The sequence below is a fragment of the Pollutimonas harenae genome, assembly GCF_004153685.1.
GTDB lineage: Bacteria > Pseudomonadota > Gammaproteobacteria > Burkholderiales > Burkholderiaceae_B > Pusillimonas_C > Pusillimonas_C harenae.
Genome location: NZ_SDQD01000003.1, coordinates 52,860 through 67,520 on the forward strand (window position 1 = coordinate 52,860; position 14,661 = coordinate 67,520).

16 protein-coding genes are annotated in these 14,661 nt (G+C 56.4%); 4 read left to right on the forward strand and 12 right to left on the reverse strand.

Annotated elements, in window-relative coordinates; genetic code table 11:
* Positions 1–30: 30 nt before the first annotated feature.
* Positions 31–1,020 (forward strand): 4-hydroxythreonine-4-phosphate dehydrogenase PdxA, encoded by a 990-nt coding sequence (gene pdxA / locus ERD84_RS13010; RefSeq protein ID WP_130040105.1) that lies wholly within the window; start codon positions 31–33, stop codon positions 1,018–1,020.
* Positions 1,021–1,049: 29 nt separating this feature from the next.
* A complete protein-coding gene (locus tag ERD84_RS13015) occupies positions 1,050–2,045 on the forward strand; it encodes a bile acid:sodium symporter family protein (protein WP_130040106.1) in 996 nt (331 codons plus the stop codon).
* A gap of 121 nt (positions 2,046–2,166) precedes the next feature.
* On the opposite strand, the gene ERD84_RS13020 is transcribed toward ERD84_RS13015, so the two are convergent.
* From ERD84_RS13020 to ERD84_RS13060, 9 genes are all read right to left on the reverse strand, one after another.
* On the reverse strand, positions 2,167–3,549 hold the full coding sequence (locus tag ERD84_RS13020; protein ID WP_245150699.1) for a replicative DNA helicase: 1,383 nt from the start codon (positions 3,547–3,549) through the stop codon (positions 2,167–2,169).
* Positions 3,550–3,665: 116 nt separating this feature from the next.
* Positions 3,666–4,121, reverse strand: a complete 456-nt coding sequence (gene rplI / locus ERD84_RS13025; RefSeq protein WP_130040108.1) for a 50S ribosomal protein L9 — start codon at positions 4,119–4,121, stop codon at positions 3,666–3,668.
* Positions 4,122–4,137: 16 nt separating this feature from the next.
* A complete protein-coding gene (gene rpsR, locus ERD84_RS13030; RefSeq protein WP_013741556.1) occupies positions 4,138–4,410 on the reverse strand; it encodes a 30S ribosomal protein S18 in 273 nt (90 codons plus the stop codon).
* A gap of 92 nt (positions 4,411–4,502) precedes the next feature.
* Positions 4,503–4,820 carry a primosomal replication protein N gene (priB, locus tag ERD84_RS13035; RefSeq protein WP_130040109.1) on the reverse strand — a complete coding sequence of 106 codons (318 nt, stop codon included), beginning with the start codon at positions 4,818–4,820 and terminating at the stop codon, positions 4,503–4,505.
* Positions 4,821–4,845: 25 nt separating this feature from the next.
* Complete coding sequence (gene rpsF / locus ERD84_RS13040) at positions 4,846–5,226, reverse strand: 30S ribosomal protein S6 (RefSeq protein ID WP_130040110.1); 381 nt, start codon at positions 5,224–5,226, stop codon at positions 4,846–4,848.
* Between the two features lie 157 nt (positions 5,227–5,383).
* Positions 5,384–6,205: a GTP cyclohydrolase FolE2 gene (gene folE2, locus ERD84_RS13045; RefSeq protein WP_130040111.1), complete on the reverse strand. Its 822-nt coding sequence runs from the start codon at positions 6,203–6,205 to the stop codon at positions 5,384–5,386.
* A gap of 84 nt (positions 6,206–6,289) precedes the next feature.
* Positions 6,290–8,161, reverse strand: coding sequence for a 1-deoxy-D-xylulose-5-phosphate synthase (gene dxs, locus ERD84_RS13050; RefSeq protein WP_130040112.1), 1,872 nt, complete (start codon positions 8,159–8,161; stop codon positions 6,290–6,292).
* A 118-nt stretch (positions 8,162–8,279) separates the two neighbouring features.
* Positions 8,280–9,194 (reverse strand): polyprenyl synthetase family protein, encoded by a 915-nt coding sequence (locus tag ERD84_RS13055; RefSeq protein WP_130040113.1) that lies wholly within the window; start codon positions 9,192–9,194, stop codon positions 8,280–8,282.
* 2 nt (positions 9,195–9,196) lie between these two features.
* Complete coding sequence (locus ERD84_RS13060; protein WP_130040114.1) at positions 9,197–9,484, reverse strand: exodeoxyribonuclease VII small subunit; 288 nt, start codon at positions 9,482–9,484, stop codon at positions 9,197–9,199.
* A gap of 225 nt (positions 9,485–9,709) precedes the next feature.
* Between ERD84_RS13060 and ERD84_RS13065 the strand changes: the two genes are divergently transcribed.
* Positions 9,710–10,861, forward strand: coding sequence for an aromatic ring-hydroxylating oxygenase subunit alpha (locus tag ERD84_RS13065; RefSeq protein ID WP_130040431.1), 1,152 nt, complete (start codon positions 9,710–9,712; stop codon positions 10,859–10,861).
* A 42-nt stretch (positions 10,862–10,903) separates the two neighbouring features.
* Here the strand turns inward: ERD84_RS13065 and ERD84_RS13070 are convergent, their stop codons facing one another.
* Together ERD84_RS13070 and ERD84_RS13075 are read right to left on the reverse strand one after the other, a co-directional pair.
* On the reverse strand, positions 10,904–11,773 hold the full coding sequence (locus ERD84_RS13070; protein WP_130040115.1) for a sulfurtransferase: 870 nt from the start codon (positions 11,771–11,773) through the stop codon (positions 10,904–10,906).
* On the reverse strand, positions 11,766–12,689 hold the full coding sequence (locus ERD84_RS13075; RefSeq protein WP_130040116.1) for a DMT family transporter: 924 nt from the start codon (positions 12,687–12,689) through the stop codon (positions 11,766–11,768). Before ERD84_RS13075 ends, ERD84_RS13070 begins: the two co-directional genes overlap by 8 nt.
* Positions 12,690–12,898: 209 nt before the next feature.
* Between ERD84_RS13075 and htpX the strand changes: the two genes are divergently transcribed.
* Positions 12,899–13,780 (forward strand): protease HtpX, encoded by an 882-nt coding sequence (gene htpX / locus ERD84_RS13080; protein WP_130040117.1) that lies wholly within the window; start codon positions 12,899–12,901, stop codon positions 13,778–13,780.
* A 77-nt stretch (positions 13,781–13,857) separates the two neighbouring features.
* On the opposite strand, the gene ERD84_RS13085 is transcribed toward htpX, so the two are convergent.
* Positions 13,858–14,655 (reverse strand): dienelactone hydrolase family protein, encoded by a 798-nt coding sequence (locus ERD84_RS13085; RefSeq protein WP_130040118.1) that lies wholly within the window; start codon positions 14,653–14,655, stop codon positions 13,858–13,860.
* Positions 14,656–14,661 lie beyond the last annotated feature (6 nt).

The following is a 14,661-nucleotide window of genomic DNA, read 5'->3' on the forward strand; positions in this document are numbered from 1 at the left end:
GAGCGGCATGAAACATCGTCATACGACTTCATGACTACATCCTCTCTCCTGCCGGTCGGTTTCACCATGGGCGATGCTGCCGGCATAGGCCCGGAGATCATCGTCAAGCTATTTGCTGCCGACTTGCCCCACCCTGCACTGGTCTATGGTGATGCCAGCATTCTCGACAGCACCATCACTCAACTCGGACTGGCCCATGCTCTGCAAGTGGAGCTCATCAGCGACGCAGGACTGGCGCAAGGCCAAGCAGGCCGCATCCCTGTGCTCAACCGCTGGCAGGAGCTTCCCCCTGACCTTGCTCCGGGTCAACTGAGCGCACTCGCGGGCCGCGGTGCCTACGAATACCTATGCCACGCCATAGACGACGCCATGGCAGGCAAATTACGGGCCATCGTCACGGCACCCCTTAACAAGCGTGCCATGCAGGCGGGCGGCGCCGACTATCCCGGCCATACCGAAATTCTGGCTGAGCGCAGTGCCACGACGCACTATGCAATGATGCTGGCCAATCAGGAGCTACGTGTCATTCTGGCCACCATCCATGTCCCTTTGGGCCAAGTCAGTACCCTGCTCACCCCAGAGCTCGAACTGACAACCATACGGCTGGCACATCGAGCCTGCCTTCAGGCCGGCATTATCGCACCCCGGGTCGCCGTAGCTGGCCTCAACCCACATGCCGGAGAAGATGGCCGTTTCGGACAAGAAGAAAGCCTAGTCATCAAGCCGGCCATAGAGCAAGCGCAAGCCGAAGGCATCGACGCCAGCGGCCCCTGGCCCGGCGACACCGTTTTCATGCGTGCACGCCAAGGTGAGTTTGACATCGTGGTGGCCCAATATCACGACCAGGGCCTGATTCCGGTGAAATATCTGGGCATAGATCAGGGTGTCAATGTCACCATTGGTTTGCCTTTCATACGCACAAGCGTCGACCATGGCACCGCCTTCGATATTGCCGGACAAGGCATTGCCGATCCGTCCTCGCTACTTGCCGCCTACAACCTGGCCCTGGCCATGTCCTGAACGCTTTTGCTGCAACCCATCCCCCTCCGATGACCTCACGCTTCTCCATCGACCCTTTTCTGATCAAATTGCTTATTGCCATCGTGCTGGCCAGTCTGTTGCCAGCCCACGGCGTGGGCGCCACAATTTTTTCGTGGGCGGCCAGCCTGGCCATTGCATTGCTCTTCTTTCTACACGGCGCACGACTTTCCCGCGGGGCTATTATTGCGGGTGCAGGACATTGGCGACTGCATGCCAGCATTTTTTCCATCACTTTTCTGGTATTCCCGATACTGGGCCTGCTGATCGGACCCGTGTTCGGCGGCTACCTTACACCCGACTTATACACTGGCGTCCTGTTTCTGTGCTGTCTGCCCGCCACTGTACAGTCGGCTATTGCGTTCACTGCCATTGCTCGCGGCAATGTGCCGGCCGCAATCTGCAGCGCCTCGGCATCCAGCCTGCTGGGAGTATTCCTGACTCCCGTGCTGACAGGTCTGGTCCTGGCCGGCACCAACACCGCCAGTGCATCGCTGAGCACCGATACGCTGGGCAAAATCATGCTGCAGCTCTTGCTGCCCTTTGTGCTGGGCCATCTTGCCCGGCCCTTGATAGGCACCTGGGTCGTAAAGCGCAACCGACTGCTCAAGCATGTGGATCAAGGATCTATTCTGCTTGTAGTCTATAGCGCTTTCTCGGCGGCAGTGATTGGAGGACTATGGTCCAGCACACCACCTTCGGCATTATTGGCCCTGCTGGCGGTGTCGCTCGTCTTGCTGGGGCTAGTCATGGGTGCCACGCAATTGTTGGGCCGCTTTATGCACTTTGGACTTGAGGACCGCATAGCCCTGCTCTTTTGTGGTGCGAAAAAAAGCCTGAGTTCCGGTATTCCCATTGCAAATATTCTCTTTGCAGGCCATGCCGTAGGGGCCATCGTGCTGCCCCTCATGATTTTCCACCAGATCCAGTTGATTGTGTGCGCGATTATTGCCGGCATGTATGCCCGGCGCACACTGGTAGCCGAGCCATCTCCGTCACGGGTCTGACGCCGGGCCGGTTCCTGCTTTCTGGTTTTCGGATTTTCGGATTTACGGCTTTACCTTGCAAGGATCAGGTTTCTTGTGGCCGCTGCGTTATTCTGGTGGGGAAAAGCCACACACAACAAGCCTAATGCCCCAGCCCGCCGCTATAGTTCAGGAAGCGTGTACTGGAGCCCTGGAAGGTCAGACGCACGGTACCTATGGGGCCATTACGCTGCTTGCCTATGATGATTTCGGCTGTCCCCTTGTCAGGTGAGTCAGGGTTGTAAACCTCATCCCGATAAATAAAGAGGATCAAGTCGGCATCTTGCTCGATAGCGCCCGACTCACGAAGGTCACTCATGACAGGCCGTTTATTCGGACGTTGCTCCAGACTTCGATTCAACTGCGACAAAGCGATCAGCGGGCAGTTGAGCTCTTTGGCCAAACCCTTCAGGGAGCGGCTGATTTCAGAAATTTCAGTCGCGCGGTTTTCGCCAGACGAACTGCCCGACATCAGCTGCATATAGTCGATGATGATCATGCCCAGCTGACCGCATTGACGAGCCAGGCGGCGCGCCCGTGCCCTGACTTCCATAGACGTCAAGGCAGGTGTTTCGTCGATATAGATTTGAGCTTCCTGGACCTGCTGAACTGCATGTGTCAGGCGTGGCCAGTCATCGGCCGTCAGCTTGCCGGTACGCATGCGGTGCTGGTCGAGCATACCTACCGAACCGACCATGCGCATGGCCAGCTGTACGGCACCCATTTCCATGGAAAACACGGCCACAGGCAAGCCTTGCTCGATTGCAACATGCTCGCCGATATTCATCGAGAACGAGGTCTTGCCCATGGAAGGACGGCCGGCGACGATGACCAGGTCGCCCGGCTGCAAGCCCGATGTCATGCGGTCGAGATCGGCAAATCCTGTGGGCACACCCGTTACATCGGAATCGCCTTCGCGGTGATATAGCTCGTCGATGCGCTCCACCACCTGCGTCAGCAGCGGTTGTATGTCTTGAAAGCCCACAGCACCACGTGCGCCTTCCTGCGCGATCTGAAACACCCGTGACTCGGCTTCGTCGAGCAACTGGCGCGCTTCCTTTCCTTGCGGGTTGAAGGCGCCGGCGGCAATTTCATCGGCTACCGAAACCAGCTTGCGCAGCATCGAGCGTTCACGGACAATCTCTGCGTAGCGGCGGATATTGGCAGCCGACGGTGTGTTGTGTGCCAACGCATTCAAATAAGCAAGTCCACCCACATCGTCGGACTTGCCCGCACTGCTTAGCGATTCATGCACGGTGACCACATCGGCAGGTCGGGCCAGGCCGATCAGCCGGGTAATGTGCTGCCAGATGATTTTATGGTCGAATCGATAGAAATCGTCTTCGTTCAGTACGTCGGTAACCCGATCGAAAGCGGCATTGTCCAGCAACAAGCCACCCAGCACCGACTGTTCGGCCTCGACCGAATGCGGAGGCACGCGCAGATAATCCAATTGCGGGTCGCTGTGTGTCTTCGTGGTGTCCAAGTCCATGCTCCGAACAAGATGGGTAACGATGAAAAAAAGCCGGCATACACCGGCTTTTTTTATTTGTGCGATGTACATCCCCGATTAGGGAATGTACCACGCAGGACCGCACAGGTTTAGGCCATTTCGCCCTGTACCACAACCGTGATGTCGACAACGACATCAGCGTGCAGCACGACCTGAACGGGATACTCGCCGACAGCCTTGAGGGCGCCGTCGGGCAGGCGAACCTGCGATTTTTCGACGGATTCGTAGCCGTCCCTGACCAGCGCTGCAGCGATATCCATGGTGGTGACGGAACCGAACAGACGGCCATCCACGCCCGCTTTCTGGGCAATGGTAACGGTCGAACCCGACAGCTTTTCGCCGACTTTCTGGGCAGCGGCCAATTTTTCAGCCTGAATTTTTTCGAGCTCGGCACGGCGAGCTTCGAATTCTTTCAGAGCGGCATCCGTCGCACGACGTGCGATTTTTTGCGGGATCAGGTAGTTGCGGGCATAGCCGTCGCGTACGCGAACGACTTCGCCAAGATTACCCAGGTTGACAACTTTTTCGAGCAGAATAACTTGCATGACGATAGGCCCCGGATTAGTTGTGGTTATCGGTGTAAGGCAACAAGGCCAGGAAGCGGGCGCGCTTGATGGCGGTGTCCAGCTGACGCTGGTAGTGTGCCTTGGTGCCGGTCAGGCGGGCAGGAATGATCTTGCCGTTTTCCTGGATGAAATCACGCAGGGTGTCGAGATCTTTGTAATCGATTTCGTCAACGTTGGCAGCTGTAAAACGGCAAAATTTGCGACGTTTGAACAGTGGGTTTTGCTGCGTAAATTTACGTTTCTCTTTGCTTTTTTTGAAGTAAGCCATAATGTGCCTCTTGTGTGCCCGGAGTGCTTCCGAGCGGTAAATTCGATGCGCCTGGCGTTCAGGACGCCCAAGCTTCTTGCTGTGAATTCCTGCTAAACAACGGCGCTTGCGCCACCGGCAAATATCCGGTCAGCCTGCTGTATGTGCAACACCAACTTGCTTGAGCCCTTGCGTGCCGGGGCAATAAACCCCTTTATCGACAAGGACGCGCCCAATGGCGTGTCGGCCAGCAGCAAGGCGATGTCTCCGAGGGCAACTGACGAAAGAACCAATTCTATGCGACGCATAACGCCAGCCTCCTGGACTTCCGATTCGTGATTCAGTGTTATTTCTACTGCCGGCAAACCGGCCGGGGTGTACCTTAAAGGCTGGACCTCGGTGGCAATGGCGGTTAGAACAAACTGGTTCACGCAGTAACCTGGGAAAACATTGACCTTATTCTTCCGATTGGCTGGTCGCGGTGCTTTCGGTGCTGGCCTTGCGGGCCTCTTCACGCTCGACCGATTTCATCATCAGCGATGCCGCGGTTACGGGCTTTTTGGTCTTGATGACCAAGTGCCGCAAAATGGCGTCGTTGTAGCGGAACGAATGCTCGAGTTCGTCGAGAGCAACCTGGCCGCATTCGATGTTAAGGCAAACGTAATGGGCCTTGACGAGTTTCTGGATGGGGTAAGCCAACTGACGACGGCCCCAGTCTTCCAGACGGTGCACCGTGCCACCATTGCTGGTAACAACGCCCTGATAGCGCTCGATCATGGCAGGCACTTGCTCGCTTTGATCGGGATGCACAATAAACACTACTTCGTAGTGACGCATAAACTACACTCCTTGAGGATATCTTTTGCCGCTCCGAAATTGGATTCGTCAAAAGGGACAGCCCGCCTATAAGCTTCAAAATAACTTATAAATCGAGCAAGAAACCAGCTATGTTAGCAGTTTTTTGGCTTTTCTGGCAAATGGAACTACCCGGTGATCAGCCCTCTATAACTGCATATGCCGAATGGTTGTGTATGGACTCGAAATTTTCTGCGACCACCCTGAACCGTTGTATGGCAGGCACACTTTGCAACTGAACCGCTACATCGCGCACCAGATCTTCGACGAACTTGGGGTTTTCGTAGGCGCGCTCAGTGACATACTTTTCATCGGAGCGTTTGAGCAGTCCCCACAACTCGCAGGACGCCTGCTGTTCGACGGAACGGATCAGGGCGTCAAGCTCGACCTGCGCGGGGTCCTTGAATACCGCGGTAACGGTTACATGCGAGCGCTGGTTATGTGCGCCATATTCGGAAATGGCCTTGGAGCACGGGCACAAACTGGTTACGGGAACCAAAACAGAAAGCTCGAACTCTGCCGTGTCGCCGTCTGGCTGCTCGTCGGCCTGCGCGCGTGCCGTCCAGGTAACCTCATAGTCCATCAGGCTGGCCACACCCGAGACAGGGGCCTGCTTGGTCAAAAAATAAGGAAAAGATGCACTGATATCACCTTTGCGCGCGTTAAGCAGGGGCAGCATGGCCAAAGCCATATTACAAAACAGGCTTGGTGTCATGGGTTTGGTGCGATACTGCTCGAGCAGCGCGACAAACCGTGACATATGCGTGCCTTTTTCTTCGGCGGGCAATGCAACAGTCATTTCCCAATTGCCTACTGTAGGCATGGCCGTACCATCGGCAACAGCCAGCAGCATGGGATGGCGTACCCCTCGAACTCCTACGCGCTCGATGACCATACGGCGTGTATCGACGCTACTCTGTACGTCGGGCATGACTACAGCAGGATCAATCAGAATATTCATTAAATAAAAACCTCAGACACGTCCGCTACTGGCGGACAATTACTGGCTGACTACAGCGCAACTTTAACGCAAAACATCTGGCTCTCATGCTACAAGAGGCAGCAAGTTGGGAAAACGTTCCCGTATCGAAGCTTCAATGCCTGCCGCGTTGAGCCCAAGTTCGGCAAGAATGGCAGCCTGGTCGCCATGATCGATAAAGATATCCGGCAAGCCCAATTGCAGTACCGGGCAAGCGATGCCCTTCTGGCTGAAAAATTCAAGAACAGCGCTACCCGCGCCCCCCATGATGGCTGCATCCTCAATCGTGACAAAGGCCTGATGTGTGCCAGCCAGGTCTTGCAGCAGGGTTTCGTCAAGCGGCTTAACAAAACGCATGTCGACGACGGTGGCGCCAAGATTTTCCGCAGCCTGCACTGCAGCACTGGCCAACGTACCAAACACCAGCAAGGCGATATGTTGACCTTCGCGCCGTACCACCCCCTTGCCGACGGGTACGACATCCAGCCCTGCGTTTACCGTGGCACCACAGCCGGCGCCTCGGGGATAGCGGACGGAAGCAGGGCCAGGATGCTGATAACAAGTGCTCAGCAGCAGCCTAGTCTCATTTTCGTCGGAAGGCGTTGCCACGACCATATTCGGCACGCAACGCAAGTAGGCAATATCGTAGTTGCCCGCATGAGTCGCACCGTCGGCGCCCACGATACCCGCCCGGTCGAGAGCAAAGGTGACGTCCAGGTTCTGCAAGGCCACGTCATGAATGAGCTGGTCATAGCCTCGCTGCAGGAAAGTTGAGTAAATAGCCACGACAGGTTTTTGTCCTTCGCATGCCAGTCCCGCGGCGAAAGTGACTGCGTGCTGTTCGGCAATACCTACGTCGAAGTAGCGGGCGGGAAAGCGCCGTTCGAACTCCACCATACCGCTACCTTCGCGCATGGCTGGCGTGATGCCCAGCAGACGCGGATCGGATTCAGCCATATCGCATAGCCAATTCCCGAAAACCTTGGTAAAGGTTTGCTTGGGGGGCTCTTTGGGCTTCTGGATACCTACGCTCGGGTCGAACTTGCCAGGACCGTGATACAGCACAGGGTCTGCTTCTGCCAGCTTGTAGCCCTGACCCTTTTTGGTCACGACATGCAGGAATTGCAGTCCGCCCAATTGCTTCAGGTTTTCGAGCGTAGGGACAAGCGCGTCAAGATCGTGACCATCGATAGGGCCTACGTAGTTGAAGCCCAGCTCTTCGAACAGTGTGGCGGGTGACACAATACCTTTGGCATGACCTTCGATACGGCGGGCAAACTCAAGCACGGGGGGTACATGCTGCAACACGGCACGCCCGACGTTCTTGGCAGTGGCATAGAAACGGCCGGACAGCAGACGCGCAAAATAATGGTTGAGCGCGCCCACGGGCGGTGAAATCGACATATCGTTGTCATTGAGAATCACCAGCACATTCACGCCTGACGTCACTCCGGCGTTATTCAGGGCTTCGAACGCCATGCCGGCTGTCATGGCGCCATCGCCGATCACTGCGATATGTTGGCGGTCGAGCCCCGCATTGCGGGAGGCAACTGCCATACCAAGCACCGCTGATATTGACGTGGACGAGTGCGCTGTACCGAAAGCGTCGAACTCGGACTCGCTACGCTTGGGAAAGCCGGAAATGCCCCCTTTCTGACGCAATGTAGCCATTTGCTCCCGCCGTCCGGTGAGGATTTTATGCGGGTAAGACTGATGGCCAACATCCCACACAATACGGTCATAAGGCGTATTGAACACATGATGCAGGGCAATAGTGAGCTCGACGGTGCCCAGATTGGATGACAGGTGCCCACCCGTTTTAGAGACGGACTGCAGCACGAACTCTCGCAGCTGAGCGGCGATCTCGTGGAGCCCGGATCGGTCCAGCGATCGCAGATCAGCTGGCGAATGAATGTTTTCTAAAGAGACGATAGCCATACAGATTAAAGAATTCGGTCAAACAGCATTTTAACCGTCCACGATAACAGCAAGTGGAAAGATGGAAAACCGGACGACACCCCGTCTTATTGTCGGATCGGGGTGACAAGCCGGGATATCAGCGGTCGCGGCCCACAATATAGTCGGCAATACCTCCCAAATGCGTGCCGGCAGGACCTAGTGGCAGCAAGGCGGCGTGGGCCTGCGCGTGCAGGGCATGCAAGAGCTCTCGTGAGCCATCAAGCCCCATGATGGAGACATAGGTAGGTTTATTCCCCGCCGCGTCCTTGCCCGCAGTCTTACCCAGCGTAGCCGTATCGGCAGTGACGTCCAGGATGTCATCTACTACTTGGAAAGCCAGGCCTATGGCCGCGGCATAGTCTTCCAGACCCTGCCGCACGGCTGACCCCGCACCTGCAACGATTCCACCCAAAAGCACGCTGGCCTCCAGCATCGCACCTGTTTTCATACTGTGCATTTGCTGAAGCTGTTCTTTGGACAGCGCCACGCCCACGCTATCACAGTCGATGGCCTGCCCGCCGACCATGCCCAGGCTGCCCGCTGAACGGGCCATTAGCTGAGTTGCCTGCACGATCAGGGCTGGAGCAATAGGCATCATGCCCAACAACTCGAAAGCCAACGGTTGCAAGGCGTCGCCCGCCAACATGGCGGCAGCCTCGTTAAACTGGACATGTACCGTTGGTCGCCCCCGACGCAGCGTATCATCGTCCATGCAAGGCAGATCATCGTGTATTAATGAATATGCGTGGATGAGTTCAACCGCCGCAGCGGCGTGATCGAGACCTATTTCCTGAGCCGATGCCGGTGTGCCGGATTGCAAAGCAGCCTCTCCCGCCGCATAGACCAGCGCTGCCCGCACCCGTTTGCCCCCGCCCAGGACCGCGTAGCGCATAGCCTCGTGCAGACTTTCGGGTACGACGGTCTCTTGGGGCAGGAGCTGATCGAGCACTGCTTCAATATGCTGTACGCGATCATCCAGCCACACCGGAAAATCTATGGTTTTACGCCCCATGCTCAATCCTCTTGAGTGTCGGGAGCATCAGCCAAAGGTTTCAGCAGATTGTCTTGCAAAACCCTTACCTGTTGTTCAGCCTGATCAAGGCGGCGCTGGCATATTTTGGCCAGCTCAACACCCTGTTCGTAAGCAGCCAACGATTGATCGAGCGCCAGCGTGCCGGTTTCCATTTGAGCAACCAGAGACTCCAGCTGGGCCAGGGCTGTTTCGAAATCTTGAGGCAGCGCAGCCTGCTTCAATCCATCCCCGTCAGCTATGGGCTGCTCGCCCGCCTTCGCATTATTCATGACCATTTTCCAGTAAGCAGACGCGCCGCTGGGGCTGCGTCTTTATGAAACTGCCTAAATTGTACGAGAAGCGAGCCACATCCGCCGAAAACGTCTTCAAGCGCTTGTTTTCCATAAGAGAAATTGAAGTACAATCGTCGGTTTTCCATAGTCATCGGCCAGTCCGTTTTTTTCTTCGCACCAGGGGTTGTCAAGCCTACTGGTTTCATCATTGCGGGGGGAACCATGACCGACATCGGTCGGGAAGCGCATTTCGCGCCGGCCCACACCCAACTCTCAGCCAGCAGTTATTTCAGCGAAACCATCTTCGAGCAAGAACAGGCGCTCATTTTCAAGAACTCCGCAATTTACGTGGGGCACGAAAAACTCGTACCTGAAGTAGGCGATTGGCGGACCCTGCCTCAAGAGCAAGCCGGCCGTGTGCTGGTCCGTCACCCTCAGGGCGTTGAGCTACTTTCGAATGTGTGCCGGCATCGACAAGCCATTATGCTGGGCGGCCAGGCAGGCGATGTGACTAGCGCCCAGGCTTCGCACGGCAATTTACGCGATACCGGCGGCAATATCGTCTGTCCGGTGCATCGCTGGACCTACAGCAAGCAGGGGCAACTGCTGGGCGCGCCGCAATTTCCTGAAACGCCCTGCCTGAACCTGCAACGCTATGCACTGAAAAACTGTCATGGCCTGTTGTTTGAGGGTCCACGCAATCCAGCGCACGATATGGCTGCCTTATTTGAACGGCCCGAGTTCGATTTCTCAGACTATGTACTGGATCATGTCGAAGTCCATCGCTGCAACTACAACTGGAAAACCTTTATCGAAGTCTATCTCGAAGACTACCATGTAGGTCCTTTTCATCCGGGGCTGGGCAAGTTCGTGACCTGCGACGACCTGAGCTGGGAATTTTCAGCGTGGTACAGCTCGCAACGCGTAGGCGTACACCAGTCGCTGACGCAACCCGGCACAGAGGTATATCAGCAATGGCACGAGCGCCTGCTTGACTACCGAACCGGCACTACGCCTGATTTTGGCGCCGTGTGGGTTACTTATTTTCCCACGCACATGATCGAGCTTTATCCGCACGTCGTGGTGCTATCGACACTGCATCCGGTCAGCCCGCAAGAAACCATCAATATCGTCGAGTTCTATTACCCCGAAGATATTGCTGCCTTCGAGCGTGAGTTCGTCGAAGCCCAACGAGCCGCCTACATGGAAACAGCCATTGAAGACGACGAAATTGCCGAAAGAATGGATGCCGGGCGCCGGGCGCTCATGAAACGCGGCATCAGCGAATCAGGCCCCTACCAGTCACCCATGGAGGATGGCATGCGGCACTTTCATGAGTGGTATCGACGCATGATGGAGCGCACAGGCAGCTGACAACAGCTGCCCTCTTGGCCCAGATTCAATCAGTGGTGCCGATCACTCACCAGCACGCGCGACAGGCCGGCTGGGATCGCTGCACCATTCGCTCCAGGAGCCCGGATACAAGGCGGACCCTTCCAGACCTGCCAATTCCATGGCAAACAGATTGTGGCAAGCAGTGATGCCCGATCCGCATTGATGGACGATTTGCTGTGGGGCTCGCCCCTGAAGCAGAGTTTGAAAGTCTTGCCGCAACGCCTCGACCGGTTTGAAAAGACCATTTTCCTGAAGATTCAGAGCATTAGGCCGATTCAGGGCCTGTGGAATATGGCCAGCGACCGGATCCATGGGTTCGGACTTGCCCGAATAGCGGTCGGCAGCTCTGGCATCGAGCACCATAAATACTGGATTCGACAGGTTCTCGAGTACCACCTGAGCATCCACTGTCGGCATGGCCGCTTTCGCTGGCGCATTCAGGCTTTGCAAGGCCTGAGCTTCAGTCAGTCTGGCCGAATTCGAGCCGGTCTCCATGGCCCCACCGGCTGCCTCCCAGGCCTGCCAGCCGCCATCGAGGACTGCTACCCGCTCATGTCCAATCCAGCGCAACATCCACCAAAGATGCGCGGCAAACATGCTGTTGCCCCCGTCGTATACCACCACTTGCGACTGCTGCGTCAAACCCTGGCTACGCATCAATGCCGCAAAATCACTACGATCGGGCAAGGGGTGGCGGCCATTACTGCCTGTTTTTGGCGCAGAAAGCTGCTCTTCGTGATCAAGATAGAGTGCTCCGGGAATATGCCCCTGCTCGTAGGCTTTCCGGCCGGCCTGATGGTCCGCCAGATTGTGCCTGACGTCGAACACAAGCCAGTTGCGCGCGGAGATATTTTTTTGCAGTTCTTCTGCACTGATCAGTAACTTAAACACGTCGGGTCTCCTCTATTGCCGTATCAACGGATGTTGCCTCCATTTGCACGACCGTTTGCCCGCGCATAATGCGGTCTTCGGTATAGGTACGCCAGATCGACAACAAGCCAGAGACTATGATAAGCCCCATTCCCGCCCAAGCGATGGGATCAGGCACGTCGCCCCAGAAGATAATGCCCAACAGGGCCGCAAAGATAATGGTGGTGTATTGCAAGGCTGCGGTCAGCAGTGCCGAACCCAGGCCAAAGGCCCGTGTCATCGCCAATTGCCCCACTAGACCTAGCACCCCTACCCCGGTCAGTGCCAGCCAGGCCGGCAAACTCATATCACGCCACCCATCGACAAGCAGCCCGATAATGCCCGTGAAGCAAACGAAGCATGAAAAAATGAATACCGTCCGCCACTCGGGCTCACCCAAGCGCCCCAGGCTGCGTATCTGCATCATGGCAATCGCCGACAAAGCCCCCGCTCCCAGACCCAGGCCGGCAGCCAGCAGATGCTCATGCCCGATACTGGGTCGCAATACGGCCAGCACCCCAAGAAAACCCAATGCAACGGTTGCAATACGCACCGGATCACGCTGCGTACCGCCCCAGCCCAGCATCCAGCAGGCAATAAACAAGGGCGCCGTGTAATTCAGGCTAATGGCAGTAGGCAAAGGGAGGTGGGAGATGGCAAAGAAACCCAGCCACATGGAGCTGACGCCCGAAAGGTTGCGCCAAATATGCAGTTTCCAGCTATTGGGGACCAGACTACGATGTGTAAGCCGCGTCCACACAAACAAGAGCAAGACAGACGGAATGCCGCGAAACAGGACCACATGAGGCAAAGACGCCCCATAGTCGGCGGCAACCTTTACACAGGCCCCCATGCCAGCAAACATCATACTCGCCAGTAACATCCACAGAGACTGCATGTACCCGACCGCAATTCAGAACAAAACACGAAGCCGATACTATACTCTTGTACTGGGAAAAGATCGGTACGATGCCTGAATGAAACAGCAGATAACACCTCGCGTCGTTCAGCACCTCCTTGATTGCCGGGAACTGACCCCCATATACACAGTCCAACTCCACAAACCAACCATTTTCCAACGCTCGCCTTGACTGGAATAATCAAAATATGAAGCGAATTTTCCTGTTCCTCATGACCAACGTGGCGGTCATGATTGTCCTCAGTGCGTCCATGAATATCCTGGGCGTAGGCCGCTACCTCACTGCCAATGGCCTGGACCTCACCCAACTGCTGATTTTTTCAGCCATCATCGGTTTTACTGGCTCCATCATCTCGCTGCTGATCAGCAAATGGATGGCCAAGCGGTCGACCGGAGCACGGGTGATCGACCCCCAAGCCCCCGGCAACCCTCGCGAAGCCTGGTTGCTTGACACGGTGCACCAGTTGGCCGATCGGGCCGGCATAGGCCGCCCCGAAGTTGCCATCTACCAAGGTGCTCCCAACGCCTTTGCCACCGGCGCCTCCAAAAACAACTCCCTGGTTGCCGTCTCGACCGGCCTGCTTGAAAGCATGTCGGAAGAAGAAGTCGCTGCCGTCCTGGGCCACGAAGTGGCCCACGTCGCCAACGGCGACATGGTCACGCTGACCCTGATACAGGGTGTCGTCAATACATTCGTGATTTTCCTGGCGCGCGTCGCCGGCTACTTTATCGATCAGGTCGTATTCAAGAACGAACGTGGCGTCGGCATGGGTTACTACATTACGGTTCTGGTTTGCGAGCTGGTGTTTGGCGTGCTGGCCTCGATTATCGTGGCCTGGTTCTCGCGTCAGCGTGAATATCGTGCCGATGCAGGGTCAGCCAGCCTGCTGGGCTCGCGTGAACCCATGATACGCGCCCTGGCCCGCCTGGGTGGTGTCGAAGCTGGCGAACTGCCCAAGAACTTCCAGGCCTCCGGCATTTCCGGAGGCAAGGCAATCAGCGCCATGTTCTCGTCGCATCCGCCCATTGCAGCCCGCATCCACGCCCTTCAAGCAGCACAACAGCTGTAAGCAGCAGCTGCGCAGCTCAGCTCCATTTACGAACCTTCTGAGCGCGAACAAAAGCGGAAGGCATTACCAGGGCCTGATTACAGGCCCTGGTCCATATGCTGACCAAACCAGTCCAACATCTTGCCCCAGGCATCCTGGGCATCGGCAGCGTTGTAACTGGGCCGGTAATCGGCATAGAAAGCATGGCCAGAATCCTGATAGACCACAAATCGGGATGCCTGGGCAGCCAGGCTGCCTTGCGCCAACGCCGTTTCCATACGCGTCACATCTTCCAATGGAATGCTGGCATCTTGCGCCCCATACAAACCCAGTACGGGCGCGTGAAGCTCAGCGGCAACATCAACCGGATTACGTATCTGCAAAGGGCCATGCCCTCTTGTGAGCCTGCCATACCAGGCTGCAGCGGCTTTACAGCGAGGCTGATGCGCCGCATACAACCAAGTCAGGCGTCCACCCCAGCAAAAACCCGTAACGCCCAGGCGTGTGGCATCTGCTCCCTGAGCAACCGCCCATTCAAGACTGGCATCCAGATCAGCCAGTACCTGCTCGTCAGGGACTTTGGCCACGATATCCTTGATAAGCTCTTGCATATCGGTATATTGGGCCGCATCGCCCTGACGCTGATACAGCTCGACCGCCACTGCCATATAGCCTTGCTGTGCCAGACGTCTGCATACATCTTTGATGTGCTCGTGCACACCAAAGATTTCCTGAATGACCAGAATCAGCGGCGGCTGATCTTGATCGGCGGGGGCTGCGTAGTAGGCGGCAATAGTGCCATCGAACGTGGGGATATCGACCAGACCATGGCGCAAGCCGTCGGCGCCGGTATGCACTGCGGTAGGTTCCATTCCGGTGATAGATGAAAACGACATATCAGT

What these genes read in the sequence shown, in the direction of transcription:
- pdxA (WP_130040105.1), top strand. Translation starts at nt 31, where the DNA reads ATGACTACATCCTCTCTCCTGCCGGTCGGTTTCACCATGGGCGATGCT.
- ERD84_RS13015 (WP_130040106.1), top strand. Translation starts at nt 1,050, where the DNA reads ATGACCTCACGCTTCTCCATCGACCCTTTTCTGATCAAATTGCTTATT.
- rplI (WP_130040108.1), bottom strand. Translation starts at nt 4,121, where the DNA reads ATGCAAGTTATTCTGCTCGAAAAAGTTGTCAACCTGGGTAATCTTGGC.
- rpsR (WP_013741556.1), bottom strand. Translation starts at nt 4,410, where the DNA reads ATGGCTTACTTCAAAAAAAGCAAAGAGAAACGTAAATTTACGCAGCAA.
- rpsF (WP_130040110.1), bottom strand. Translation starts at nt 5,226, where the DNA reads ATGCGTCACTACGAAGTAGTGTTTATTGTGCATCCCGATCAAAGCGAG.
- folE2 (WP_130040111.1), bottom strand. Translation starts at nt 6,205, where the DNA reads ATGAATATTCTGATTGATCCTGCTGTAGTCATGCCCGACGTACAGAGT.
- dxs (WP_130040112.1), bottom strand. Translation starts at nt 8,161, where the DNA reads ATGGCTATCGTCTCTTTAGAAAACATTCATTCGCCAGCTGATCTGCGA.
- ERD84_RS13055 (WP_130040113.1), bottom strand. Translation starts at nt 9,194, where the DNA reads ATGGGGCGTAAAACCATAGATTTTCCGGTGTGGCTGGATGATCGCGTA.
- ERD84_RS13060 (WP_130040114.1), bottom strand. Translation starts at nt 9,484, where the DNA reads ATGAATAATGCGAAGGCGGGCGAGCAGCCCATAGCTGACGGGGATGGA.
- ERD84_RS13065 (WP_130040431.1), top strand. Translation starts at nt 9,710, where the DNA reads ATGACCGACATCGGTCGGGAAGCGCATTTCGCGCCGGCCCACACCCAA.
- ERD84_RS13075 (WP_130040116.1), bottom strand. Translation starts at nt 12,689, where the DNA reads ATGCAGTCTCTGTGGATGTTACTGGCGAGTATGATGTTTGCTGGCATG.
- htpX (WP_130040117.1), top strand. Translation starts at nt 12,899, where the DNA reads ATGAAGCGAATTTTCCTGTTCCTCATGACCAACGTGGCGGTCATGATT.
- ERD84_RS13085 (WP_130040118.1), bottom strand. Translation starts at nt 14,655, where the DNA reads ATGTCGTTTTCATCTATCACCGGAATGGAACCTACCGCAGTGCATACC.